The organism is Archangium violaceum Cb vi76 (assembly GCF_000733295.1).
Lineage (GTDB): Bacteria > Myxococcota > Myxococcia > Myxococcales > Myxococcaceae > Archangium > Archangium violaceum.
The window spans coordinates 43,296-66,847 of record NZ_JPMI01000011.1 but is presented as its reverse complement, the minus strand read 5'-3'; the positions used below and the strand labels follow the sequence as shown (position 1 = coordinate 66,847).

At 68.6% G+C, this 23,552-nt stretch carries 18 protein-coding genes and 1 pseudogene; 7 read left to right on the top strand and 12 right to left on the bottom strand.

What is annotated here, in order from left to right; translation table 11 throughout:
* Positions 1 to 2: 2 nt before the first annotated feature.
* Together Q664_RS02780 and Q664_RS02775 are read right to left on the bottom strand one after the other, a co-directional pair.
* Complete coding sequence (locus Q664_RS02780; protein ID WP_043389583.1) at positions 3 to 5,429, bottom strand: hypothetical protein; 5,427 nt, start codon at positions 5,427 to 5,429, stop codon at positions 3 to 5.
* A gap of 229 nt (positions 5,430 to 5,658) precedes the next feature.
* Complete coding sequence (locus Q664_RS02775; RefSeq protein WP_052517586.1) at positions 5,659 to 6,027, bottom strand: hypothetical protein; 369 nt, start codon at positions 6,025 to 6,027, stop codon at positions 5,659 to 5,661.
* Between the two features lie 298 nt (positions 6,028 to 6,325).
* Between Q664_RS02775 and Q664_RS02770 the strand changes: the two genes are divergently transcribed.
* The 3 genes from Q664_RS02770 (at position 6,326) to Q664_RS51480 (ending at position 9,851) form a co-directional block, all read left to right on the top strand.
* Positions 6,326 to 6,979, top strand: a complete 654-nt coding sequence (locus tag Q664_RS02770; RefSeq protein WP_043389581.1) for a hypothetical protein — start codon at positions 6,326 to 6,328, stop codon at positions 6,977 to 6,979.
* 134 nt (positions 6,980 to 7,113) lie between these two features.
* Complete coding sequence (locus Q664_RS02765; protein WP_043389580.1) at positions 7,114 to 7,986, top strand: DUF2381 family protein; 873 nt, start codon at positions 7,114 to 7,116, stop codon at positions 7,984 to 7,986.
* Positions 7,983 to 9,851, top strand: a complete 1,869-nt coding sequence (locus Q664_RS51480) for a serine/threonine protein kinase (RefSeq protein ID WP_052517585.1) — start codon at positions 7,983 to 7,985, stop codon at positions 9,849 to 9,851. The genes Q664_RS02765 and Q664_RS51480 overlap by 4 nt, the downstream gene beginning before the upstream one ends.
* Positions 9,852 to 10,456: 605 nt before the next feature.
* Here the strand turns inward: Q664_RS51480 and Q664_RS57265 are convergent.
* From Q664_RS57265 to argC, 4 genes are all read right to left on the bottom strand, one after another.
* Entirely contained in the window at positions 10,457 to 11,332 is an 876-nt protein-coding gene (locus tag Q664_RS57265) for a uracil-DNA glycosylase family protein (RefSeq protein WP_152621871.1), read from the bottom strand.
* Positions 11,333 to 11,441: 109 nt separating this feature from the next.
* Entirely contained in the window at positions 11,442 to 12,470 is a 1,029-nt protein-coding gene (locus Q664_RS51475) for a hypothetical protein (RefSeq protein ID WP_052517584.1), read from the bottom strand.
* 337 nt (positions 12,471 to 12,807) lie between these two features.
* Positions 12,808 to 13,656: an acetylglutamate kinase gene (argB, locus tag Q664_RS02740; protein ID WP_043389621.1), complete on the bottom strand. Its 849-nt coding sequence runs from the start codon at positions 13,654 to 13,656 to the stop codon at positions 12,808 to 12,810.
* A complete protein-coding gene (gene argC / locus Q664_RS02735; protein WP_043389579.1) occupies positions 13,653 to 14,717 on the bottom strand; it encodes an N-acetyl-gamma-glutamyl-phosphate reductase in 1,065 nt (354 codons plus the stop codon). Before argC ends, argB begins: the two co-directional genes overlap by 4 nt.
* A gap of 213 nt (positions 14,718 to 14,930) precedes the next feature.
* Between argC and Q664_RS02730 the strand changes: the two genes are divergently transcribed.
* A complete protein-coding gene (locus tag Q664_RS02730) occupies positions 14,931 to 15,425 on the top strand; it encodes a GNAT family N-acetyltransferase (RefSeq protein ID WP_043389578.1) in 495 nt (164 codons plus the stop codon).
* A gap of 6 nt (positions 15,426 to 15,431) precedes the next feature.
* On the opposite strand, the gene Q664_RS02725 is transcribed toward Q664_RS02730, so the two are convergent.
* Positions 15,432 to 15,995 carry a hypothetical protein gene (locus tag Q664_RS02725; protein ID WP_043389577.1) on the bottom strand — a complete coding sequence of 188 codons (564 nt, stop codon included), beginning with the start codon at positions 15,993 to 15,995 and terminating at the stop codon, positions 15,432 to 15,434.
* 107 nt (positions 15,996 to 16,102) lie between these two features.
* Complete coding sequence (locus tag Q664_RS02720) at positions 16,103 to 17,071, bottom strand: aldo/keto reductase (RefSeq protein WP_052517583.1); 969 nt, start codon at positions 17,069 to 17,071, stop codon at positions 16,103 to 16,105.
* Between the two features lie 173 nt (positions 17,072 to 17,244).
* Here Q664_RS02720 and Q664_RS02715 point away from each other — a divergent pair, with 173 nt between their 5' ends.
* Together Q664_RS02715 and Q664_RS54400 are read left to right on the top strand one after the other, a co-directional pair.
* Positions 17,245 to 18,513, top strand: a complete 1,269-nt coding sequence (locus tag Q664_RS02715) for a porin (RefSeq protein ID WP_043389617.1) — start codon at positions 17,245 to 17,247, stop codon at positions 18,511 to 18,513.
* 34 nt (positions 18,514 to 18,547) lie between these two features.
* Positions 18,548 to 18,661, top strand: a pseudogene (locus Q664_RS54400) (endonuclease III); the annotation flags it as partial.
* Between the two features lie 5 nt (positions 18,662 to 18,666).
* On the opposite strand, the gene Q664_RS02710 reads toward Q664_RS54400, so the two are convergent.
* Positions 18,667 to 19,926 (bottom strand): phospholipase D-like domain-containing protein, encoded by a 1,260-nt coding sequence (locus Q664_RS02710; protein ID WP_043389616.1) that lies wholly within the window; start codon positions 19,924 to 19,926, stop codon positions 18,667 to 18,669.
* 84 nt (positions 19,927 to 20,010) lie between these two features.
* Positions 20,011 to 20,640 (bottom strand): hypothetical protein, encoded by a 630-nt coding sequence (locus Q664_RS02705; RefSeq protein ID WP_043389575.1) that lies wholly within the window; start codon positions 20,638 to 20,640, stop codon positions 20,011 to 20,013.
* 306 nt (positions 20,641 to 20,946) lie between these two features.
* Between Q664_RS02705 and Q664_RS02700 the strand changes: the two genes are divergently transcribed.
* Positions 20,947 to 21,534, top strand: a complete 588-nt coding sequence (locus Q664_RS02700; protein ID WP_043389571.1) for a GAF domain-containing protein — start codon at positions 20,947 to 20,949, stop codon at positions 21,532 to 21,534.
* A gap of 94 nt (positions 21,535 to 21,628) precedes the next feature.
* On the opposite strand, the gene Q664_RS02695 is transcribed toward Q664_RS02700, so the two are convergent.
* Both Q664_RS02695 and Q664_RS02690 read right to left on the bottom strand, forming a co-directional pair.
* Positions 21,629 to 21,892, bottom strand: a complete 264-nt coding sequence (locus Q664_RS02695) for a hypothetical protein (RefSeq protein WP_043389569.1) — start codon at positions 21,890 to 21,892, stop codon at positions 21,629 to 21,631.
* A gap of 27 nt (positions 21,893 to 21,919) precedes the next feature.
* A complete protein-coding gene (locus Q664_RS02690) occupies positions 21,920 to 23,515 on the bottom strand; it encodes a reverse transcriptase family protein (protein ID WP_063934650.1) in 1,596 nt (531 codons plus the stop codon).
* Positions 23,516 to 23,552 lie beyond the last annotated feature (37 nt).

Below are 23,552 nucleotides of genomic sequence, written 5' to 3'. Positions count from 1 at the left end.
CCTCATCCCTCCCAGGTATCCATCATCGTGCGCACCCGCTCGTAGCGCTCCAGCAGCTCGGCGCGCCTGGCGGTGAAGAGCACCATGAAGCCCACCACGCCCACGCCGAGCAGCGAGAGGAAGGCGGCGCCCATGCGATGGTCCCGGATGCCGAAGCGCGCGAGGTTGGCGAGCACGCACGTCACCAGGAAGGCACTGCCCAGGTACACGTAGGAGCGGATGCGCAGCGCCATGCCGGCCGCCACGCCCACCAGGCACAGCAGGACGCACAGCAACATGGCCCGGCCATCCTGGAACATGAGCGGCTTCCACGCCCCGGCCACGTAGACGAGCGTGATGGCCATGGCGCGCAGCTTCGCCCGCGTGTCCGGCTCCATCGCCTCGTGGAAGACGCGCAGCAGCACCAGCAGCGAGAGGCCCGCGGGGATGACGTAGTACTGCGGCTCTCCGGCGCCGGTGCCCATCCAGACGAGGAAGAGCGCGGCGTTGAAGGCGCCCGCCGAGACGAGCGAGGACATCCCGCGCTGCGAGGGGTGCGCGGCGAGCGCGGCGAAATGGGCGGCGTAGCCCACCAGCAGGGCCGCCACGTATAGAGGTTGCTCCCACGGCGCGGTGAGCAGGCCCGCCATGGGGAAGAGGTAGGCCGCCCACAACGCCGGCCTGCGGAAGGCGGGCAGCCCCGAGCCCTCGCGCATGACGAAGACGTAGAGGCCGGAGAAGATGGCCCCCCCCACCAGCGCCACGAGGCTGTCCGCCGTGCCCAGCCCCGAGGCCAGCGCGTGCAGGCGCACCGACAGGTAGCCGAGCACCACCGTCCACACGGCGAGGAAGGCGGACGTCTCGTCCTCCTCGCGCACGGCCCGGCGCACCAGCGCGAAGCAGAGCACCGCCAGGCACGCGCAGTCGACGATCGCCGCCAGCACCACCCCGGCCGCCCCGGGCACCAGCACCAGGCCGCCGAGCACCTCCACCAGGGCCACCACCGCGAAGGAGTGCCCCACGCTCCGGCGGATGCGCTCGCTCGCGAGGAACAGGGCCGCCGTGGCCAGCAACGCGCTGAGCGCCCCGAAGAACGGGAGGATGAACTCCGCACCCCTGCCGGTGGAGAGCAGCGCCCCCACGTGCGCGAGCAACGCGTGCAGCCCCAGCAACGAGGCCACCCAGCCCACCACGGCGCGCTCGGGACGCCGGTACACCACCGCCCAGGCCGTGGTGATGCCGGAGAGGAAGCACACCGCCGTGCCCGGGTGCTTCAGGTCCCTGAGGCCGAAGACGGACAGCAGCGCCAGCACCCAGCCCGCGTGGTGCAACGCGGCGCCCACGGCCACTTCCCGCTCATCCAGCCAGGTGCCCGCCATGCACAGCAGGAGGCCCGTGACGCTCATCACCGCGGGCGACCAGAGCGGAGGCACCGCCGCGACGACCACGCCCGCCAGCAGCGCGGCGGCCACGTTGGCCATCTCCCGCTCGCGCGTCACCATCAACACCAGCGAGGCGAGCCCGGCCAGCAGCGCCACCGGAAGCGGCAGCGCGCCCGGCCCAAGGTCCACCAGGTGCACCACCACGGGCACCGCCGTGGTGAGGGCTCCGGCCACCCACAGCGGCTCGCTCCACGTGCCCGGGAGCCCCGGCGACAGACGCCCGGCCAGCCGCGTCAGCGCGCGTTGGATGCCTCCCACCTGGCACAGGGCGGACAACAGGGCCGCACCGAGCGCGACCGCGGCGAAGGACAGCGCCGCCTCCGGGCGCCACTCGAGGAAGACATGCTCCGCCGTCCTGCCCAGCGAAGCCCCGGCGAGCACGAGCACCGAGGCCGTCAGCATCCAGTTCCGCGAGAGGAGGAAGGCCCCCACCAGCAGCACCCCGGCCAGCAGGGCGATGGCTCCCGGCGACGCCGCGTTCAGCACCAACCGCCAGCCGCAGAGCGCGAGCGCCCCCAGCACGGTGACGGGCCGCAGCGAGGTGTCCGGCGGCGTGCGGAAGAAGGCCCACAGCGCGCCGGGGGTGTGGTGCGTGAGGAAGCCGAGCGCCAGCAACAGGACGATGACGCCCAGGTGGATGGGGAAGCAGAAGAGCAGCAGACCCACCCCGAGCCCCACGCGCACCGAGGGCCTCGGCCCGGGCAGCAGCACGAGGGAGGCCGCGAGTGGCGCGAGCACCCAGGGCTCGGCCCGCGTCTCGGGCACCAGCACCACCCCCACCAGCGTCAGCGCGCCCTGCATCCACATGGACAGGTCGCGCGCCGGCTTCTCCTCGGACGAGCCGAGCAGGAGGTACCGGGTGGCCGGCAGGTGCTCCGCGGCGCGCACCACCCCGAGCGCGAGCAGCGGCAGCGCGGCGGCCCAGGGCATGGACAGGTTCGTTTCGAGGACGAGGAGAAGCGAGAGCAGTGGCGCGAGGCCCGCGAAGAAGGGCTGGCGGTTGGCGCGCGTCCACGCCAGGGGCAGCAGCACCGTGCCCGCGAGCACCGCCAGGGACGTACCCCCGCGAGCATCCACGCACGCGATGAGCAGGAAGCCCAGGGCGCAGAGCGTCGCCGCGAGCGAGAAGCGGCGCTCCCCGGCCAGGAGACGGTGGGCCGCGCGGTGCGACTCGAGCAGGGCCAGGAGGCTCAGCAGCGTGGCCAGCACCAGCGAATGCCAGGCCAGGGTGGACCGGAAGACGAAGACGGCGGCCCACAGGGAAGCGGCGACGACACTGACGGACGGGTGCAGTGCACGCGCGGTGAGGAGGGCCGCGAGCGCGGCACCGAGCGCGAGCGGATACGGCTGCTCTCCGCGCGCCGCCGCCACCGCCACCACGGGATAGAGGAGCGCGACGAGGCCCGCTGTGAAGGTGCTGGCACTGCGCCCCCAGCGCGCGGCGGCCACGGAGGCCCCGAGGGACCAGGGGACGAAGAGGGCCACGGACAGGGCCGGCGTCATCCACGGCCAGACGGAGAAGGCGCCCACCTTCGGCAGCAGGGCGAAGCCGGCGAGGATGACGGCGAGGGGACGGACCTCGGGCAGGGTGCGCGAGGCCACGGCCACGGCGGCGGCGACCAGGAGCACGGTGACACCGAACCAGGGCACCTGGAGGGTGATGCCCCAGAGGAAGGCCAGGAGGGCATAGGCGACACCGGGCCAGCCCAGCAGGCGCGCACGGCCGCCGAGGCCCCCCAGGGCGGAGAGCCCCAGCGCCGAGACGGCGAGGGCCAGGGGCACCCACGACGGACCGGCGAGGCTGGCGAGCTTGGGCACCACGGCGGCGGCGCCGAAGGCCGCGACGGCGAGCAGGTAGGGGTTGGCGAGGTTCCACGCCACGAGGAGCGCGGCGGAGCCACAGAGCACCATGCCCGTCAGCGCGGAGGCACGGGCGTCCGCTCCGAGGCTGAACACGAAACCGATGGCGGAGAGCCACGCCACGGCGGCGCTGAAGGCGTGGCACGTGCGGCGGGTGCAGACGAGCGACAGCGCGGCGAACGCGAGCGCCACCGCACCACACACGAGCGAGCCTCCCGCGGCGCCGAAGAGAGCGTAAGCGGAGAGTGGGAGGAAGAAGGTGAGCGCGGCGCCGGTGATGGACAGGTAGAGACGCTCGAGGAGCAGACCGGAGACCACGCAGATGCAGCTGAGTCCGAGCACGGTCCAGAGGGACGGACGCAGATCGGAGCCCATGTGGCCGAGGAGGACGAAGAGCGAGCTGGCGACGGCGGTGGCGCGCAGGAGGACCTCGGAGCACTCCGCGTCACGCGCCGAGGAGGTGCGCTCGGCCCGGGAGCGCAACCACGCGGCGAGGACGACGCCCGCGAGGACGTATGGCACGGCCGAGAGCGCTCCGTAGTGGAACGGGAGCTTGCCGGCCACGGGGTAGCCGAGCGAGGCCTTGAGCGAGTCGATCAGCGCCTTCACGGCGCCGGGGACGAGCTGGCCGGCGGAGGCATACGAGAAGTACGCACCGGCGTAGGCGAGGTACACCCAGCGCACGCGGGGCAGCTCGCCGCGGGAGAGCCCGAACACGGTCCAGGTGAAGACGGCGGCGGTGAGGAAGAAGGCGGGGGGCGAGCCCGTGGCGGCGAGCGCGAGGCAGCCCACCTGGAGCGAGGCGATGCCCACGGAGAGCGAGTCCGCGGCCTCCTGAGGAGGCAGGCGGCGGAAGCCGAGCCAGGTGGCGAACAGGAAGGCGAGGAACGGAGCGTAGCTGCCAAAGGAGGGGGCCACACCGGAGGCGGCGAGAGCCAGGTGCAGGCGGATGGCGTAGAGCAGCAGCAGGTAGAAGGGCGCGGCGAGGACGAAGGCGAGGGCCTTGTTGCTCCGGGGCTCGGGGACGGGCCTGCGCGAGAGGACGAAGAAGAAGGCGCAGGGCAACACGTCCAACCAGAACGCGAGAGCGCTCCGGGCGAAGAGGGGGGCGAGCCCCATCATCAACGTGGTGCCGAGCAGCGCGAGCTGGATGAGGGGTCGCGAAGGGGCATCGAAGAACTCGGCGGGCCTGCGAACGAGGGCGGCGGCGGCGACGGACCAACCGAGGAGCAACGGCAACAGCAGCACGAGCGGGACGCCATCGAGATGGAGACCGCCGAGAGGCCCGAGGGCGATACCGGCGAGAGGAGCGACAGCGGCGCCGATGAGGCCGAGGATGCGGCCGGCGTCGGCGAGGGCCTCACGGCGGGCGAGGAGGGAGCCGCAGATGGAGAAGGCGGCGGAGTAGCCCGCGGTCATGCCGAAGACGACGAGCGAGCGGGTGAAGGAGGTGAGGCCGGCCCAACTATCGAAGGCGAGGTAGAGGGAGCCGGCGACGATGAGGAAGGCACCGATGAACCAGCCGATGCTCTCATAGAGGAAGGGGCGCCAGACGGTGTCCCAGGTCGAGGTCTCCTCGACGATGCGAGCGGTGACGGTGCGAACGGGAGGAGGATCGAAGAGAGGCTCGGTGACAACGGGAGGAAGCGGCGTCTCCTCTCCCTCGCCCTCCGGGAGAGGGTCGGGGTGAGGGTGCCGGTCAACTCCCTCTCCCTCTGGGAGAGGGTTGGGGTGAGGGTCTACCTGGGGCTTCTCCCAGGCCACCTCGAGAGCAGAGGAGGACGAAACCGGCTCCACGGCAGGCGAGACCCGCCCCACCTCCGGGGCCGCCGCCACCGCTGGAGCCGCCACGCCCTCGCCCACCGGCTGAGCGGAAACAACCTCCGGGGCGGAGACAGAAGAAGCAGCGGGAGCATCGGCGAGGACGGAGAGGAGGATGCGAACCTGGCGCTCGTATCTCTGGGTGAGATAGCTGCGAGCGCCCTTGGGGACATAGGAGGAGTCCCAGAGTTGCAACTCCGCGAGGAGGAACTGGACGTGGGCGAGCTCCTGCTCCAGGGCCTCGCGAGGGCGCGGAGCCATGGAGTTGCCGCACGCGGCGCAGCGCAGGCCGCCGAGGCGTTCCTGGCGGCAGGACGAGCAGTACATGGTGGGTAGATCCCCCTACAACGACCATGCCGGGCACGAAGCCCAGGGAAATGAGGAACTTGAGGCATGGGGTGCCACCCATCTGACGCAGTGCGCCCGAGCCCATGTGCAGCGTACTGCACAAAGGGACGGGAGCGCACGGGGGGCCGCGAGGGCCCTCAGTCCCGCCAGGGCTCGGACTGAAGGACGCACAGTGGACCATTGCCGCACTGCAGAGAGGGGTGGACGTTCAGGTGCCCAGAGGGGGCACGGAGAACGCCTCGGGAGGGATGCGCCAGGGGAAGAAGAAGCTGAGGACGAAATCCGGACGCACCGCCGCGAGCAGGGACGCGAGGTGGGCGGGCTGACTGGCGATGAGCACGTCGGTGCCAGGAGGAGCCGCGCGAACGAGCTGATGCATGACGGACCAGCCCTGCTCGTCCTGGGGCCGGGGACCGCCCTGCCCAGCGGGGAGCACCAGCGCCACCAGCTCATGTCCCCGGGCACGCAGCAGGTCTCCGAAGTACGTCACCACGTCCGCGGAGACGGTGAGCAGCGCGATGCGCCACCCGTGGTAGCTGACGGGGTAGCTGACGGGCGAAGAGGAGCTGAGCGACATGACATGAGCCTATCCCACGCTTGCGCGGGAACGAGGTTGTCGCCTGGATCGCGCCACGGTTGACTCAGGCAGGCAGGTGTCCTTAGTCAGGAGGACTGCCCCACTCCATGAAACTGGCCCACAGACACATCAGCATCCACGCGCCATGGAGCGCTGCCAGATGACCACGCTCCAGCTGCCGTCCTTCCTTCATGGCTCCATGAGCACAATCAGACGCAAGGCGAAGGAGGAAGGGCGCCGGTACGGAAAGCAGTACCAACTCAACGGCCCCTAACCGCCTCCACATGGATTGCGCACGGTGGCCCCCGATGAAGTCGTGTTCACCCACGAAGTCGTCGACTTTCAGCAGGAGCGCCCAGCCTGGCGGCTTCACGACTACTGGGAGACGCTCAGCGGCCTGTCCGACACCTTGGGGAAGAGCTACCGCCACATCAACGCATCGCATGAGCCGGTCGTACGTGAAACGGCCTGGGGCGCGCTGTTCTTCGCGATTTGTGGACCCGCGCCCGACAGTGCGGAGCGCACCGCGCCACGCATCAAGGCAGTACTGCACTCCTGGGACTCACTCCAACACGGGCGTTACCTCCATAAGAAGCTGAATACGTTCCTGGACCTGGAGGAGCTCATGACCGCCGCATGTGGTTGGGCCATGGATGCCTGGTGCCCCGAGGGAGGAGACTCCGTCCGTTCACGTCTCGAAGTCGCTTCGGAGCGAATGGCTCGGGCGACGAGAGAGAACTGTGTCGAGGCCATCCTCCGCCAATTGCCCCAGATTCTTCCGTTCACGGACAGGAAGCTACTGAGCCACCCGGAAGTCGTGATGGATCTCGCCTTATGGCGCGAGCACCTCGACACGATGGATGCATCGAAGTTCGAGCGCATCTCTGGAGTACGACCAGGATGGGTGCTTGAAGCGCTGTATCGTTGGGACAGACTGCTCGACTTGCATTAGGCGTGTACGCCGGCAGGGTCCCGAAGCGGACCCTATTTCCCGAGTCACCCGCTACGACGTGACCGCAACCGTCGAGCAATCCTTGCCCGAGGCTGGCTGGGTCCTTTAGCGTGCCGCCTCCTTTTGGAGGCTTCGTGCGTCCTCGTTCCTGGCTCCTCCTGTTCTGGGCCCTCATCGTCTTCACGACAGCGACGAAGGCGCATGCCTCCTCGCGGGAGTTGCGGCGGGGCACCCTCCTCGTCGAGGGAGGGCCGGAGGCACCTGCCCTGCTGTACGTGGCCGCGGGCACGGTGACGCGCGTGCGCTTCCTGGACTTCCTGGAACCGCATGCGCGCCCAGGGTCCGAACTCCAGGGGCGCGTCGAGGTAGCCCCACTGGGAGAGGGCTCCCTGGTCATCTCCCCTGTGAAGGACCTGGCCCAGGGGGAACGGCTCCTGCTGCCGGTAACGGGACGTACGAAGGCCGGAGAGCCTCTCACCCTGACACTGGCACTCGTCACCCGCGAGGACACGGTGGACGCCGAAGCGTGGGTATCCAGGGCGCGGATGCAGCCCCTGCGAACGGATGCGGCGAACACGGATGAGGCAGGCGCGATCGCCAGGGGCCTACTCGTGAGCCACGAGCCAGGAACGGTCCGTCCCAGGCTGGCCCTCGCGCTTCCGGACAGTGAGCAGGTCACCACGTACTCCAGGCGCATTCGGGCCTCGGCGGGCTCCGTCCTCCGGATGGACGGGCTTCTCTTCGTGACGGTGCTCATCCAGGCCCGGCACGTCCCCACGCCCTGGAGACTCATCCGGGCCCGGCTGGAGACGGGGTGCCGCCGGGATTCAGGAAAAAAAATCGGGGACGAGAGCCTGCCCACGCGTGTGACCTCGGGTGAGTCCGGGCACTACCAGTTCCACACCTTCGCCGTCCCCCTACCAGAGGGGAGCGGCTGCATCTCTCTGACCCTGGAGGAAGACGGACCCCGAACGCTGCGGCTTGAGGAACTGAAGGTGTCACCATGACGAGCCCCTTGCATCCGGACCTGCTCCAGCCAGGAGATGCCGTGAGGCACTACCGGGTGGTGCGCCGTCTGGGCGCTGGAGGATTCTCCACCGTCCTGCTCGTGGAGCATGAGAGCCGTGAATACTCCATGAAGGTGGCCACGCGGCCAGCGAACAGAGAGGACGAGACGCGTACGGATGAGCGGGCCTTCCGGGAGGCCGTCGCGCTGGGACATTTCCGCCACCCCCACCTGCCCGAGGTGCGCGAGCTGGGACGCTGGCCGGACCTGGAATCGGGCTTCTTCTTCGTCGTGACCGAACACATCCCCGGCTGCACCTTCAACGCCTGGCGTTGGAAGACGCAGGCGTCGCTGTCCCGCTTCGTGGGCGAGCTGGCCGAGGTGGCTCGGGTCCTGGCGGAGCTACACGAGCGAGGCTTGGTGCACCGGGACCTCAAAGCCGACAACATCCTCATCAGGGACGGCGACGAGAGGCCCTTCCTCATCGACTTCGGCTCGGTGTACCTGCCGGGGGCATACACGCTGACGGAGGTGTTGCCCCCAAGCACGTTCCACAACCTGCCTCCCGAGTGCGCGGCCTTCCTGCTTGGTGGCGCGTGGGAGACCGGAGCACGCCTCCCCGCCACTCCAGCCATGGACCTCTACGCCTTCGGAGCCCTGCTCTACGAGACTCTCACGGACTGCCACCCCTTCAATCCCCGGATGCCCCGGGCGGAGCTCGCGCTCGCCATCGAACTGCTGCCTCCCACTCCTCCGATCCGACTCGATCCGCGAGTACCTCCGGACCTGAACGACCTGACGCTGCGGCTGCTCGCAAAGAAGCCGGAGCAGCGCCCTCCGAACGCCCGGGCTGTTCACGAGGAACTGATGCGGATGTTGGAGGCGGAGGGGAAGGCGGAGCACTGGAGTGTGCCCTATGCCTTCGAGGTGGGGCGGCCTGAGACAGCCCTGGGGGCAAGAGGAGAACCAGCCCAGCAGTCAGAGGAACCCACACCTCGACCCGATGAGGACCCCGAGCCGCCTCGCGAAGAGACAAAGGCGCAGGCACCTTCACCAGCCGGACAGACAACGAACGCGCGAAAGTCTCCGGGATGGTGGGCGTATGGCGGGCTGGCGCTCCTGGTGGTCGTCCTCGCCTGGGTGCTACTCGGAATAGGGGGAAAGGCCGTTCGCGCCGGGTGCGTATCCGCGGTGGAGATGGTGTGCTCTGGCGCGGTTACTCCCGAGAAAGGACCCCACCCTATGGTTCACTCCAGCCGAGCCGATGACACCTCCGTCCAGCCCATGCCATCCCGGCCTCTCAGCGGCCTGTGCGCGCTACTCTGCACCTGCGCCGCCTCGGCACACCTCGCAGCCTGCGCGACCACGCCAGTACGCCCGGACATGGGCCTCATCCTCGAGCAGTGTCCTCCCGAGGCCCGCGCTACGGCCAAGCGCCTGGGTCTCCATCCCGTCATGCAGGTCGAACTGGAGACCTTCACCTGTGCGGGCTCGGAGGATTCGGTGCAGGAGTGTGCCAATGCCATCAACGTCAGGACGGGGCCCGTGGTGGGCATAATGCTCCTAAACGATAAGGAGGTCTTGAAGGTGACCGGCGAGGCGAAGGTCTTCCCGGATCGGGTCTACATCTCCTTCGATCGGGTGTACCCGACGCCCGAGGGCCCACCTGTCCCCTTCTGCGGCGTGGCCCTGAATGACAACAGGGAGCGCTTTGGCGTGACGACGCACGCGGCCCTGCCACCGGCACTGGGCCTCGACATTGTTCCGGCCAAGGTGGACCGGAGCCCCGACGCCGCCGTTCTCCGCTTCCCCATCGTGTACACCTACGTCCAGAGCCCCGAGGGCACGTTCCAGCCTCGGCGCTGAGCCCACAGCGAACTCACGGAAGCATTGCGGCATGAAGCCGTGCCCCACTCAACCAGCCCCCATGAAGCGTCTGCGTTAACTGTTCACCGCGTTGGCCTAGTTGAAGAGGAGCCGGGCACGACGTGACCGGAACCGTGGTGCTGGACAGGAGGACGTCTGACGTGGTGTAGCCAGGGCATGATGGAGGTGGATGCCCGAGACGCACGGATAGCGCAGCTAGATAGAAGGCTGGGTAGCCGTTCACGGGATGTGCCTGTTTTGGGGTTGCCTGACTTCGGATTGGGCGCCCCGGTTTAAGGCATCAGTACGAGGCATACCAAGCGCTGTCGGCAGAGCGGCTTCAGAGAGGAGTCCCCTCGAGGGGCGGCAACTTCTTGCCGAGAGGCATTGCTCGACAACTCCACCCGGCAACTTCTTGCCGGAGAACCTGGAACCAGCAGCGCCCTACCCCTCTGCGCTCGAGAGCCATCAGCTACGCCAACCCCGTTCTCCTGCCGCCATACTTGGCCCAGACGAAGACGTCCAGCGTGAGCGCCCTGCGCAGCAGCCCGGCCCAAGTCAGCCGCGGCGTGCGCTCCTTCTTCGGTTCCGCCTTCGCCGCTGCCTCAGGCGCTGGGCTCGGAACGATCATCTGGTGCAGGCGTTGAATTTTTTGGGCACTGCTCAGGGCCTGTCCACTTGAGCCTCTCCCACGTATCCGGAATCCCGGAGGCGAGGAAGAAGAACCGTTGGTTGGTTCGGGCTGTGCCTTGCAGGTTGGGATGGCCAGCCTCGTGATACGCCGTGCCTCTGGGAAGCCGTTTGGCGAACCGCCCCACAGCAGCACTCCCCCACAGGAACCAGAGCGCATGAGGCCACGTCTCGGTAATGTGCTTCACGATTAGGGGGCGCACCGTCGTCCATGCCTGCCTGTGCGCATGCGGTATGCCGATACGCGTCGACAGCGACGCATTCAAAGGCAGAATGCCGACCTGCTGCCAGTGGTTGAACAATTCGTTGGGCGGCAGCAGATAGAATCCGCCTGCGTCAGCGGCCGCAGCCGCTTCCTTGTAAGACGGCCGATCTGCATGCTTTGTGCTCCAATCGGTAGCCGTCATGTAAAACAAACGCACCAGCGAGCGCACCGCCGCAGCTTCGTTGACGGAGCCATCGTCGTCATCGGAGTAGCGCTTCGTAAGTTCCGTCCATGACGTCAGGTTCCCTACTTCCAGAGCAAACCCGGTAGCCAAGTCGGCCTGCGAATACGGGTCCTGACCAACGACCACGGCATGCACCTGCGGCACCTGCAGGAACCGAAGGATGCGGTCCCGTGGCGGTGTACAGGTACCCGCAGCGACATCCGCCTCAATCCGTGCTTCGGCCCTCTTGAGGGCAGCCCGGAATTTGGGATTGTCGGTGAGCAGCTTCCATGCCGGGGCATAAGGCACCTCAATGTCGCAGAATCGAAGCGGCCCCTGCGGCGATGCGCGTTTCTTGGCCATGATTCGGCCTCCTTGGTTGTTTGCGATTAAACGCCTATGGGCAAGGCTATCCGCAGGGGGGGTACCCTCAAAAGACCATCGCGCCCCCTCAACCGTCCCGGAAAAGGCGTCACCCGAAGAGCCATCCGAGTTCTCGCGCCGCGCGAACAGTGCGGTTCTTCGGCTTGCTGGCCATTGCATTGATCAGCATGGAGCGAACGTCTTCGACGGGCGGCAAGGGGGCAGCCCATTCGAGCGCCTCGTACTCCTCCGGCCGTTCCGGTGGTATGTGCCCCGACGGGACCCACTGGTACAGATGGTAGCTACGATACCTGAGCAGCCGACACACCTGTTCATTGGTATCGGTCAGCTTGGCGATGAAAGCCGGGGTCATGCAGATGTTGGGCAGTGCTGTGTAAGCGTCTGCGTCCAGGCTGATGTCATAGACATGATTGAACTGCGTGTCTCGCCCGCGCCGGTTGAGGCCGTTGGCCCACAGGAAGGCCTCGGTGGGACTCTGGTTGTCGTCCAGGAGAACCCGTCGGCCCTCGTGCTCATCAATCTGGCCGACGCGCCTTCGATTGCGGATTGCCGGAAAGATCGCCTTGCCGCCCGTCTGATGGACCGTCTGCGGGTGCGAGAAGAGGCTCAACGAGGCGATCGCCTGCGCCACGGTTCGGTACTGCGAACTCGCAATGACCGCCTCAAGCGCTGAGCGACCGTCGAGCGTGAAATCGACGAGCGTCTGCGGACCAACGCGTGGCACCAGGGACTTGGGCTCGGTTTGTCGTGGGGGCCACGACTCAGAAACGGCCAGTAGAGGCGGAGCGGTACTCGGCTGCGATGGTGCAGGAGGCGAGGGCACAACCGTGCCGCTGCCCCGGAACCTGCGGTACAAAAGGACAGCGCTTTTATAGGAGGCAAGGTTGTTCCGGATGTTGCCGACGAACGGGAGCTTCGATGGGTTCGGACGACTGCGACGCTGGTCCTCCACCGAATAGGCCATCTGCTCGATAAGGCTTCCCAGATGGTCCCGGTCATAGTGGCCATCGAGCTCGCCGTAGTACGCCTCAAGTCGAGCGACGCGGGAGAGCTGGGTGTTGATCGTCCCCTCGTCATAGCCCTGGCTCCGCAACCAGTCCCTGTAATCGCGCCTCATGGACCCTCCACCATCTGACACGGATGGCTCAGGCGAGCCTGCCGCCGTCGGCAAGTCAAGGACAGCCCGGGCGGCGGCGCGGCCGGCCTGCGACAACAACTCCGAAGAGTCGAGCCTGAGTTCCCTGGCCCGGGCCTTCATTCGCCTATAGAGACGGGAATCCCCTGCCGCCCGGACTCGAGGCGCGGCCCGCAGTGGGCACCCACTCCGGCGGGCGCCCTGAAGTGCGGCGTCACCTGCAACGCCGAGCCGAAAAACTGGATGAACGACACCACAAGCAACAGCACGCCCGCGCCCCGGTGCATCCTCCGCACCGCGGCACGGGCACGCCCATCCACTATCCGCGCAGGAACGCGGTGCCCTGACTGCCGGCCTTCTCGGCCTCGCGCAGCACGGCATCGTTGGGCGAGATGCCCACGATGTGGATGGCCTCGATGCCCTCTTCCAGCATCTCCAGGCTCTCCTCCACCTTGGGAATCATGCCGCCCTGAATCACACCGGAGGCAATCTTCGCGCGGGCCTCGGCGGGAGTCAGCGTGGGCAGCCGGGTGGACGGCTCGTCCTTGTTGGCGAGCACGCCGGGCACGTTGGACACGAGGAACAACTTCGCCGCCCCGAGCTTCGCGGCCACGCGGGTGGCCACCGTGTCCGCGTTGACGTTGAACACGTTGCCCTGAGCATCACCCGACAACGAGCCGAGCACCGGCACGAAACCCGCGTCCGAGATGCGCTGGAAGGCCTCGGTGTTCACGCCGGTGACATCGCCCACGAGTCCCAGGTCCACCGGCTCCGGGCCCGCGCCGCTCATCACCTTGGGAGGCCGGCGCTTCGCGTCGATGAGCCCGGCGGACATGCCGGTGGTGCACAGCGCGGGCACGCCGGCGATGCGGAAGGCCGAGGCCACGTCCACGGACACCTGGCCCGCGAGCGTCATCTTCATCACCTCGAGGGTGGCCTCGTCGGTGTAGCGGCGGCCCGCCACCATCTTCGGCTGCAGGCCGAGCCGCTTCTGCATCTCCGTGGCCTGGGGCCCGCCACCGTGGATGACGGCCACGCGGATGCCCGCCTCGAGGAAGGCGCGCACGGCGGCGCCCACGCTCGCGGCGAGCTTCGGCTTGTCCATGGCCAGCTCGCCGCCAATCTTCACGACGAACCAGCGCCCGCGGAAGTCAGAGAGCCCGCTCACGGCCACAACCCCGGCTCGGCGAGGGTGAGGCGCTCGTCCCAACCCATCATGAGGTTGAAGCTCTGGATGGCCTGGCCGGCGCCGCCCTTCACCAGGTTGTCGAGCGCGGAGAAGCACACCACGCGCCGGGTGTTGCCCGTCACGGGGCCGAGCGTGAAGCCCACCTCCACGTAGTTGCTGCCGGACACGCCCACCACCTCGGGCTGACGGCCGCCGCCGACAATCCGGATGAAGGGCTCGTTGCCATACGCCGTCTTCCACGCGGCGGTGAGCTGCTCCTGCGTGACGGAGGCGGGCACCTCGGCGAACGAGGTGGAGAAGATGCCGCGCGGCAGCGGCGCCGACACGGGCACGAACTCCAGCGACATGTCCTCCTTGCCGCCCGCGTTGCGCAGCGTCTGGAGAATCTCGGGGATGTGCTGGTGCTCGAGCGGCTTGTACGTGCGCAGGTTGGCCGCGCGCAGCGGGTGGTGGGTCGTAATCTGCGGGTTGGCGCCGCTGCCCGAGGAGCCCGTGGCGGCCACGGTGTGGATGGGGCCGGTGAGCAGGCCCGCCTTCGCCAGCGGCATCAGGCCGAGCGCGATGGTGGTGGCGAAGCAGCCGGGGCTGGCGATGTAGCGCGCCTCGCGGATGGCCTCGCGGTTGAGCTCGGGCATGCCGTAGGTGAAGGAGCCGTCGGTGAGCATCCGCGGCGCCGGGTGGTCCACGCCGTAGTACTTCGCGTAGGCGGCCGCGTCACGCAGGCGGAAGTCGCCGGACAGGTCCACGATGCGCACGCCCGTGCCGAGGATGTCCAGCACCACCTTGGCGGTGGTCTTGTGGGGCATGGCCAGGAAGGCCACGTCCGCGCCGGCCACGGCCTGGGCGGGAGGCATCTCCTGGAAGGTGAGCTCGGTGAGCCCGGCGAGGTTGAAGTGGACGTCGCCCACCTTCTTGCCGATGTTGTCCACCGCCGTGACGCGGACCACCTCCACGTTGGGGTTGAAGAGGAGCCGGCGGAGGATCTCGGCTCCGCCGTAACCGGTACCGCCGATGAGGACTGCCTTGACCTTGTTGGCCATGTGCACTGTCTCCGGGAGGGACTTCCCGGGCGGGTGTATAGGGGGGCCCCGGCCGGGAAATCCACCTCACCGAACCGGTGACGCGGCGGGCCATGCGCAGCTGTCATCTCCCCTACTCCTCCCCGGAGGCGCACATACCCGGGGTATGAGCCGTCTGGAGTGTGCCGCTCGGCGCTGGCCTCGGGGCGGAGGCTGTGGAACGTTGGGCCTCCCATGAGCACGGAACTGAAGCTGCGTCCCATCGAGCCGCGAGACGACGCGGCTGTGGCGGCGGTCATCCGCCAGGTCATGCCCGAGTTCGGCGCGAGCGGCCCGGGCTTCGCCATCCACGACCCCGAGGTGAACGGCATGAGCGCGGCCTACGCTCGCCCGGGTTGCGCCTACTGGGTGGTGGAGGACGAAACGGGCCGGGTGCTGGGTGGAGGCGGCATCGCCCCCCTGGACGGCGGCGAGCCCGGCATCTGCGAGCTGCGGAAGATGTACTTCCTCCCCGAGGTGCGCGGGCGGGGCGTGGGCGAGCGGATGCTGCGCCAGTGCCTCGCGTTCGCCCGGGAGGCGGGTTACCGCACGTGCTACCTGGAGACGCTCGAGGGGATGACGCAGGCGCAGAAGCTCTACCAGCGCCTGGGCTTCCAGCCGCTCTGCGCCCCCATGGGAGCCACGGGCCACTTCGGCTGCGATCGCTGGTACGCGCTCCCGCTGCGCTGAGCCGCCTCAGCCTCGCGTCGCCGCGGCACCCCGCACGCGGCGGCAGAGCGCCGAGGCCGCCAGGAAGCCTTGGCTGAAGCCCTTGCGGAAGACGTTCTTGTAGAACCGGCCCACCCCCGGGACGGCGGCGATCATGTCGCCCAGGCTCCACATCTCCTCGTGCACGTGGACCACGGGCTTCAGTTCCTCCACCGTGGAGCCCACGAGGGAGAAGTCGTAGACGAGGATCGTCCTCAGCGGGTACGTGTACAGCCAGCTGAACTGCTTCAGGTTCATGATTCCGTCGACGATCGCCCGGCCTCCCCGGAGGCCCTCCTCCAGCTGGACGTTGAGCTGGAAGATGTCGAAGTCGAAGGAGAACATGCAGTGGAAGCCGGCCGCGCCACGCCGGTAGATCTCGCGGCCAGTCCCCTGCTGCCAGGGATCCTTGAAGGTGATGTCCTCCCCGATGAAGGGCATGACCTCTTCATCCAGGACCCGGGGAGGAACACGCGTGTCGTAGAGCACCTCCGTCATCCGGCGGAAGCGAGCCTCCAGCCGTCGGATGAGCGCATGCTCCGTGTTTCCCATGGGGTTGCCTGCCCGCTCCCTGTCATTCACGCCGTCAAGCACGCACACAGGGTAGGCATCGTGACAACCCCCGGGAAGCCGGGCCCGGATTCCAGGCCCTCGCCCTTTCAGAGGAACTGCCGCGACAGCTCGTCGATGCGGCGCAGCTCGTCGGGCGAGAGGGTGAACTTCCCCGCCCCGACGTTCTCCTCGGCGTGGCGCCCCTTCGTCGCTCCCGGGATGACCACCACCGTGTCCCCGTGGAAGTGGATCAACCAGTTGAGGGCCACCTGCGAGGGCGTGACGCCATGGGCGGTGGCGATCTTCCGCAGCTCCTCGATGAGCGGGCGGCTGCGCTCGAGCCCCTGGGCGCGGAAGCTCGGCAGGAACTTGCGCGGGCCCACGCGCTTCTGGATGAGCGTCGGGTCCTCGTGGAACTTGCCCGAGAGCAGGCCCTGCGCGAGCGGTGAGTACGCGATGAGGGTGATGCCGAGCTCCTTCGCCGCGGCCATCACCCCATTCGACTCGATGCGCCGGTCCAGCAGGCTGTACTGCATCTGATTGGACACGAGCGGGACGCCCCGGCGGGCCAGCACCTCATGGAACGCGCGCATCCGCTTCGCGGAGAAGTTGCTCACCCCCACCGTGCGGATCTTCCCCCCCTGGACCAGGTCCGCCATCGCGTTGGCCTGGGCCGCGACCGTGGTGAAGGCGAAGGGCTGGTGGATCTGATGCAGGTCGATGCCAAAGGGATTCAGGTTCGTGAGCCGGTCGCCAATCGTGTTGACGATGCTGGAGGCGCCGCGGAACGGATACGGGAACCACTTCGTGGCGACGACGACCTCACCGGGCTTCTTCCCCAGCCGCGTGAGGGCGCTGGCGAGGGCCCGCTCCGAGCGGCCATCGCCGTAGGCCTCGGCGGTGTCGAACCAGTTGATGCCTCCGCGCAGGGACGCGTCGACGATCTCCTCCACCGTCTGGGTGGGCAGGGCCTCCCAGAAACCACCCGCCAGGCCAGAGCCCTCGGAGAACTGCCAGCACCCCAACCCAATGGCGGAGATCTCGATGTCCGAGCGCCCCAGTCTTCGCTGTATCACCGCTGCCTTCCTCCTGACGTCCGTGAGTCTTGAAACACCAGGAAGGCACCCATGTGACGTCCCTGCAACAGTGATTCTCCAGATTGCGCTGTCCCGCCCAATTCGGTAGCGAGCACGTCACAACGGCCTGGGAGCGCTTCCGCGCTTGCAGGCGCGAAGCATTCATGCCCGCCATGTCTTCTGCCTACCGCCCCGTCTTCCAGGCACTGCTCTCCGGCGCCACCCTGCTGCTGTCCCCCGTCTCGCTGGCCCAGCAGGAGCCGGCCTCCCCGCCGCCCACCGCCGAGCCCGCCCAGCCCTCGCAGCCGCCCGAGGCCAAGAAGGAGAAGGAGACGCCCTGGTACGAGCGCATCAAGTTCCGGGGTTACACGCAGTTCCGCTACAACCGCCTCCCGAGCTTCGAGAGGAACGACGACCTCATCAACGATCAGGGCGACCGCTTCCTCGGGAAGAACCAGGGCTTCGGCATCCGGCGGGCGCGGCTCGTCATCTTCGGCGACGTCCACGAGCACGTCTCCATCTACCTGCAGCCCGACTTCGCCTCCGCCATCGGAGATCAGCTCAACGTGGCCATCATGCGGGACTGGTACGCCGACATCTTCTTCGATGCGAAGAAGGAGTTCCGGCTGCGCGTGGGCCAGTCGAAGGTGCCCTACGGCTTCGAGAACCTCCAGTCGAGCCAGAACCGCGCCCCGCTCGACCGTAACGACGCCATCAACAGCGCGTTCCGGGACGAGCGCGATCTGGGTGCGTTCTTCTACTGGGAGCCCGCGGAGATCCGCCAGCGCTTCGCGGACCTGGCCAACAGCAAGCTCAAGGGCTCGGGCGACTACGGCGTGGTGGGCTTCGGCGTCTTCAACGGCCAGGGCGCCAACCGCCCCGATCGCAATGACACCCCGCACGCCGTGGCCCGCTTCACCTGGCCCTTCCTCTTCGGCAAGCAGTACGTCGAGGTCGGCGTGGCGGGCTACTACGGCCGCTACAACGTCTCCACGGGCACCGGGTACACCACCCAGGGCGACAGCAACATGGTCGATACCCGCGCCGTCGCCAGCCTCGTCATCTACCCGCAGCCCATCGGCTTCGTCGCCGAGTACAACGTGGGACGCGGCCCGTCCCTCGGCGAGGGAGACGAGAACACCGTCGTCGCCAGCCGCCCGCTGCACGGTGGCTATGCGCAGCTCATGTACCGGCTGGACAACGTGCTCGGCATCTCGTTCCTCCCGTATGTGAGAGGCACCCTCTACCAGGGCGGCAAGAAGGCCGAGACGAACGCCCCCCGCTACGACGTGCGCGAGCTGGAGCTGGGCGTGGAGTGGCAGATCCTCAAGGCCCTGGAGGTAACGGGCGCCTACGTCCTCTCGGATCGCACCTCCTCGCGTGCGCCCTACGAGCAGGAGCAGGGGCACCTGACGCGCATCCAGGTCCAGGTGAACTACTGACGGACCGCTCGCCCCCGAGGCCATGCGCCAGCTGGGGCAGGAGCGCATCAGCGTGGACATCCACGTGCACCGGGTGACGAACCGCTGGGGCTACGTGCGGGCGAGCACCCCCGAGCAGACGCTGGCCGCGCTGGAGGCGGCCGCACCGGAGCCTCAGCGGTCCAGGGCGAGCAGCTGCGTCACCCGCCGCGCGAACCGCCGCCACGGGTTGGTGCGCCCACCGTGAGAGAGTGTCACCTCCTTCGAGTGCGCCAGGTCCCGCGCCCAGCACCTCGCCAGCTTCGCGGCGAGCCGCTTGTCGGCCACCACCAGGGAGCCCTCGCGCATGCGGTGCAGCGACAAGGCGTCCAGGTTGGTGGAGCCCACCACGGTCAGCCAGTCGTCCACGAGCACCGTCTTGGAGTGCATCATGGAAGGCTGGTACTCCCACATGCTGACGCCGCCCTTCAGCATCCGCTCGTAGGTGGCGCGCTGCGAGGCGCGGACGATGCGCCAGTCGTGCACGGGCCCGGCCGCGAGCACCCGCACGTCCACGCCCTGCTTCCGCTTCTCCAGCAACTGCTCGAGGATGGCCTTGGGCGGAGTGAAATAGGCGTTGGCGATCCACAGCCGCTCGCGCGCCTCGGCGAACACCATGCGCAGCATGCGCTCGGCCTCGGAGATGCCCGAGGCGCCGATGCTCTCCACGAAGCCCGCGCAGGTATCACCCTCGCCCTCGCCGGACGGCTCGGGGAAGCAGCTCTCCGGAAGCAGTGCGCCGCCACACTCCTGCCACGAGCGCGCGAAGGCGATCTGCATGTCGCGCACCGCGGGGCCCTCCACGCGCACGTTGGTGTCGCGCCACTCCTCGGGACTGTCTCCCTGGCCCTGCCAGGACTTCCAGATGCCGAAGCCCCCGGTGAAACCCACCTTCCCGTCGATGAGCACGAGCTTGTGGTGCGTCCGCCCGAAGAGCCGGCCGAGCCACCGCCCCGAGAGCGGCCGGAAGTAGTGCACCTCGACGCCGCCCTCGCGCAGCCGCCACTCCACCATCGGGTCGAAGTCGTGCTCGCCGCGGACCTCCTCGCTGCCCACGGGGTCCACGATGACGCGGCAGGCGACTCCGGCACGGGCACGCTCACACAGTGCCTCCACGATGCGCGCGGACGGCTCGCTGGGCCGCCAGATGAAGACGAGGATGTGGACGGACTCGGTGGCCTGGCGGATGGCCTCGACGATTTCATCGAAGATGGCGCCGTTCTCCACCAGCTCCACCCGATGACCCGGCTCGAGCTGTACACGGGTGGACTGATAGAGCGCATGATTGAAGGCTCCCAGCCCGGGCGGCAGCGTCATGGGGCCGCGCATCTCGTGCTGGCGATTACGGTGGTCAGGCGCCTCCCAGCCCTGTGCTTCCGTCGGTGGCGATTCCATGGCCGTGGGAAGGTAGGGACGACGCCGGGCCAGGGAAGCCCTCACACGGAGCGCCGGGCCCGCCCGCCTGCCTGCTCTCCGGGACTACTGCACGGAGGACGGGGCGCGGAACACCTGGCCATCCTGGCCCTCGAGCACGAGGCTCGCGTCATCCTTGGGAGACACGCGCAGCGAGGCGCGGGGCTGGCCCTTGCGGTCCACGAGCAGCAACCCGGGAGCGCCGTGCTCATCGGCGCCGAGAATGGCCCGCGGACGCCCATCTCCATCCGCGAGCTCCAGGCGCGAGGACCCATCGGGCATCAGCCCCACGGAGAAGAACTCGGAACCCCCGTTGTTGCCGAGCACGAGGCGCGGGGCCTCCTCCGAGTACACGGTGAGCTCGGCGAGCATGGAGCCCTCGGCGGTGGCGAAGCGCAAGCGGGGCGAGCCGCTGGCATCCACGCCGAGCAGGGCGCGGGGCCGGCCCTGCGTGTCGTGCAGCACCAGCCCTCCCTCACCGCCCTCCTGGGCCGAGAGCGTGGCGCGGGTGCGGCCCTGGCCATCCATGAGGGTGAGGCGCGAGGCCACCAGCTCCCCGCCCGTCGAGGCCCCCATGGGGCGCAGCAGGGCAACACCCACCCCGAGCGCTCCGAGTACGAGCGCGGCCAGGGTGACGGCTTGCAGGCGGCGGCAACGGCGCTCCAGCAACTCCAGACGAGACTCCAGGCTCTCCATCCGTCGGGACCTCCTGTCCGGGCCTGGCCAGCCGGCACCGGCTGACCCGAGGCTACCCGAGCCCGGCCCTCCGATGCGCGGCTCCCTCAGACGCTGAACCACACCCGGAGCGTCCTGCGCCCACGCTCACCGTGAAAGGTTCTCCGTTGCGGAAAGGCTGGAATTCCAAAGGAGCTGATAAAATCCAGACAGACTTGACAGTCCGAATCCCCTTGGTGTTCAATGAACCCATGAGTCGCTGAGAAGTCAGCTCAGTCCTGTTTTTCCCGATTCAAGTCCGGGTGCCCCCTCGGAACGGAGCATGCGATGTCGCTCGAAGCATTCACGAAGGTGACCGAGGCCTCGAAGCTGCTGGTGGAGCACGGATTTTCTGGCCAGGCGGTGATGTCGGCCATCGAGATGGTGGGCAAGGCACTCGGGGTGGACCGGGCGGTGGTGTACGAGAACAGCGCGGCGACGATGCCGGGCAAGCGCCTGGCGCCGCTGCGGCACGCGTGGGGTTCGGCGCCGATGACGCCGCTCATCCAGACGTTCCCGCTGAAGGATCAGATGGCGGGCTGGGTGGAGGTGCTCTCGCGCGGGCAGCCGGTCTGGGATCTGGTGCGCAACATCCAGGGGCCGCTGCAGGTGAACCTGGAGGCGCAGGGGGTGCAGTCGGTGCTGCTGAGCCCCATCAACGTGGGCAACATCAACGGCCAGTGGTGGGGCTTCCTGCGGCTGGACGACTGCAAGAAGGAGCGCCGGTGGTCGTCGGATGAGCTGACGGTGGTCCGGACGCTGTCGCGCTCGCTGTCGAACGCGCTGCGCCAGGACATGCGGCGCGAGCAGCTGGCGCAGACGCGCCAGGAGTTGGAGAACATGATGCAGCGCTGCGCGGCGACGGGCACGCGCTAAGCCTCCGCCTCAGCGCCTCACGAGTCCGGCCTGGAACCGCTGTTCTTCAGCGGTCCAGGCCGCTTCTTTTTGGACGAACACGTCGAGCGTCGGACTACCGCCGGTCGCGATGCAGGTCGGCGAGGACGCGGCGGAGGTACCAGGCTTCGGACTTGCCGGGGTGTTTCTCCTGGAGGCGGGCCAGGTGGCGCGCGAGCGACTCCTCGGCCTGGGCCCGGGGCAGATGGACGCTGCGGAAGTACTGGTCCTTCAGGCGGCTGGCCTCGTTGCCTGTCAGCAGCCAGTAGAGGACCCCGAGCGCCAGCAGCGCGCCCACCACCAGGATGACGATGTCCGTATCGACGACTTCTTGATTCACGCGCGGGACCCTACCGCGAGTCCCGGCTCAGAACAGCTTCCACCACTTCTTCTTCGGCGGCTCGGTGGGCTTCTGCCCGCTGTCCGGAGTGGCCGCTGGGGCCGGGGAAGCCGCCGGAGCCTCGGGAGCCTGGGCCGGAGGAGCCGCGGAGGACACGGGCGCGGAACTCCCCGCCTGTGCGGTCCCCTTCGCCTTCGCACGCGGCGGAGGCGAGGGCCTGCGCCCATAACGGGCCTCCAGCGCGCGAGCCTTCTGTTGCAGCGCCTTGCCCTTCACGGGGTCCACCATGGCCACGTAGTTGGCGTAGCCCACGGCGGAGGCGATGACATCCCCGCTGTTCCCCCAGCGCTTGCCCTCGGGCCCGCTCTTCTCGAGCTGATGCAGCAGGGCGCGGAAGCGCTTGAGCGTCTCGCGGTCCACGCCGGGCTTGTCGTTGACGACGACGCCCGTCACCTCCTGCTGCCGGCCGCGGCGCAGCACTCGGGTCTTCTCGGGGTGCGGGGTGAAGTCCTCCTCGCGCACCAGCCAGCGCACGAAGCGCAGCAGCTCGCCGGCATCGTGCGGCCCCGGTCCGTGGGCGGAGAAGGTGAGGTCATCCGCGTAGCGCGTGTAGACGAAGCCCAGCTTGCGCGCCGCTCCCGCGAGCCTCCGGTCCAACCGCCGGCAGAGGATGTTCGTCAGCGCGGGCGACGTCGGCGCGCCCTGGGGCAGCCGCCGCCCGCCCTGGGCGACGAAGAAGCGCTGCCCATCCAGCTCCACCTCGTCCACGTCCGGCTCGGTGCACAGCAGCGAGAGCACCGTGGCGGTGGCCTCGCTGTAGCCGAGCTTCACGAAGACGCCCTTCACCCGCGGGTACAGCACCGAGGGGAAGAAGTCCTTCAGGTCCAGGTTCACCACCACGCCCGCGCCCACGTGGGGCCGGGCATTGGTGACAATGGAGCGCCCCGCGCGGAAGCCGTGGGCGGCGTCGTGCACGGGCACCTTCTCGAGGATGTTCTCCAGCACCCAGGCCTGTGCCGCCTTCAGGCGCGGCAGGGGCGCGGAGATGAGCCGGGTGCCGCCCGTCTTCTTCGGCAGCTGGAAGCGCACGTAGTTGCTCGTGGTGGACGCGGTGCGCGTGAAGCACAGCGCCCGGAGCTTCCCCACGCTCAACCCCAGTGCCTGCGCCAACACCTCCGGGGTGGCCAGCACGGGCAGCCCCAGGCGCGTCAGCTTCGCCTCGTCCGGAGTGCGCTCGCTCAGGCCGCCGGATACGCCCCGGCCCAGGAAGAGCAGTTCCTTGCCCTTGCGCTCCTTCCAGGCCGCGGCCCGCGCCAGCCGCTCGCGCTCGCGCCGCTCCTTCGTCTCCTGCTGCTTGCGGCGGCTCTCCTCCAGCCGCCGCTTGCGCAGCTCGCGCTTCATCGCCTCCAGGTTGCCGAGCCGGCTCTGCTCGCTGGTGAGCGCGCGAATCTCCCCCTGCAGCTCGTTGCGGCGGTGGATGACGTCCGCCGGATCCCCGGGCAGGCCACTGCGCGCGGGCCAGAAGCCCAGGCGCACCATCTCCTCCAGGACGACCTCGTCCTTGGAGCCGGCGCGGATGCGGTCGTACAGCTCCTGTCGGTTACGCGGAGGCTGGGAGGACATGGCGGGCCTCGAGAGAAGGGGAGAGTCCGTCCACGCG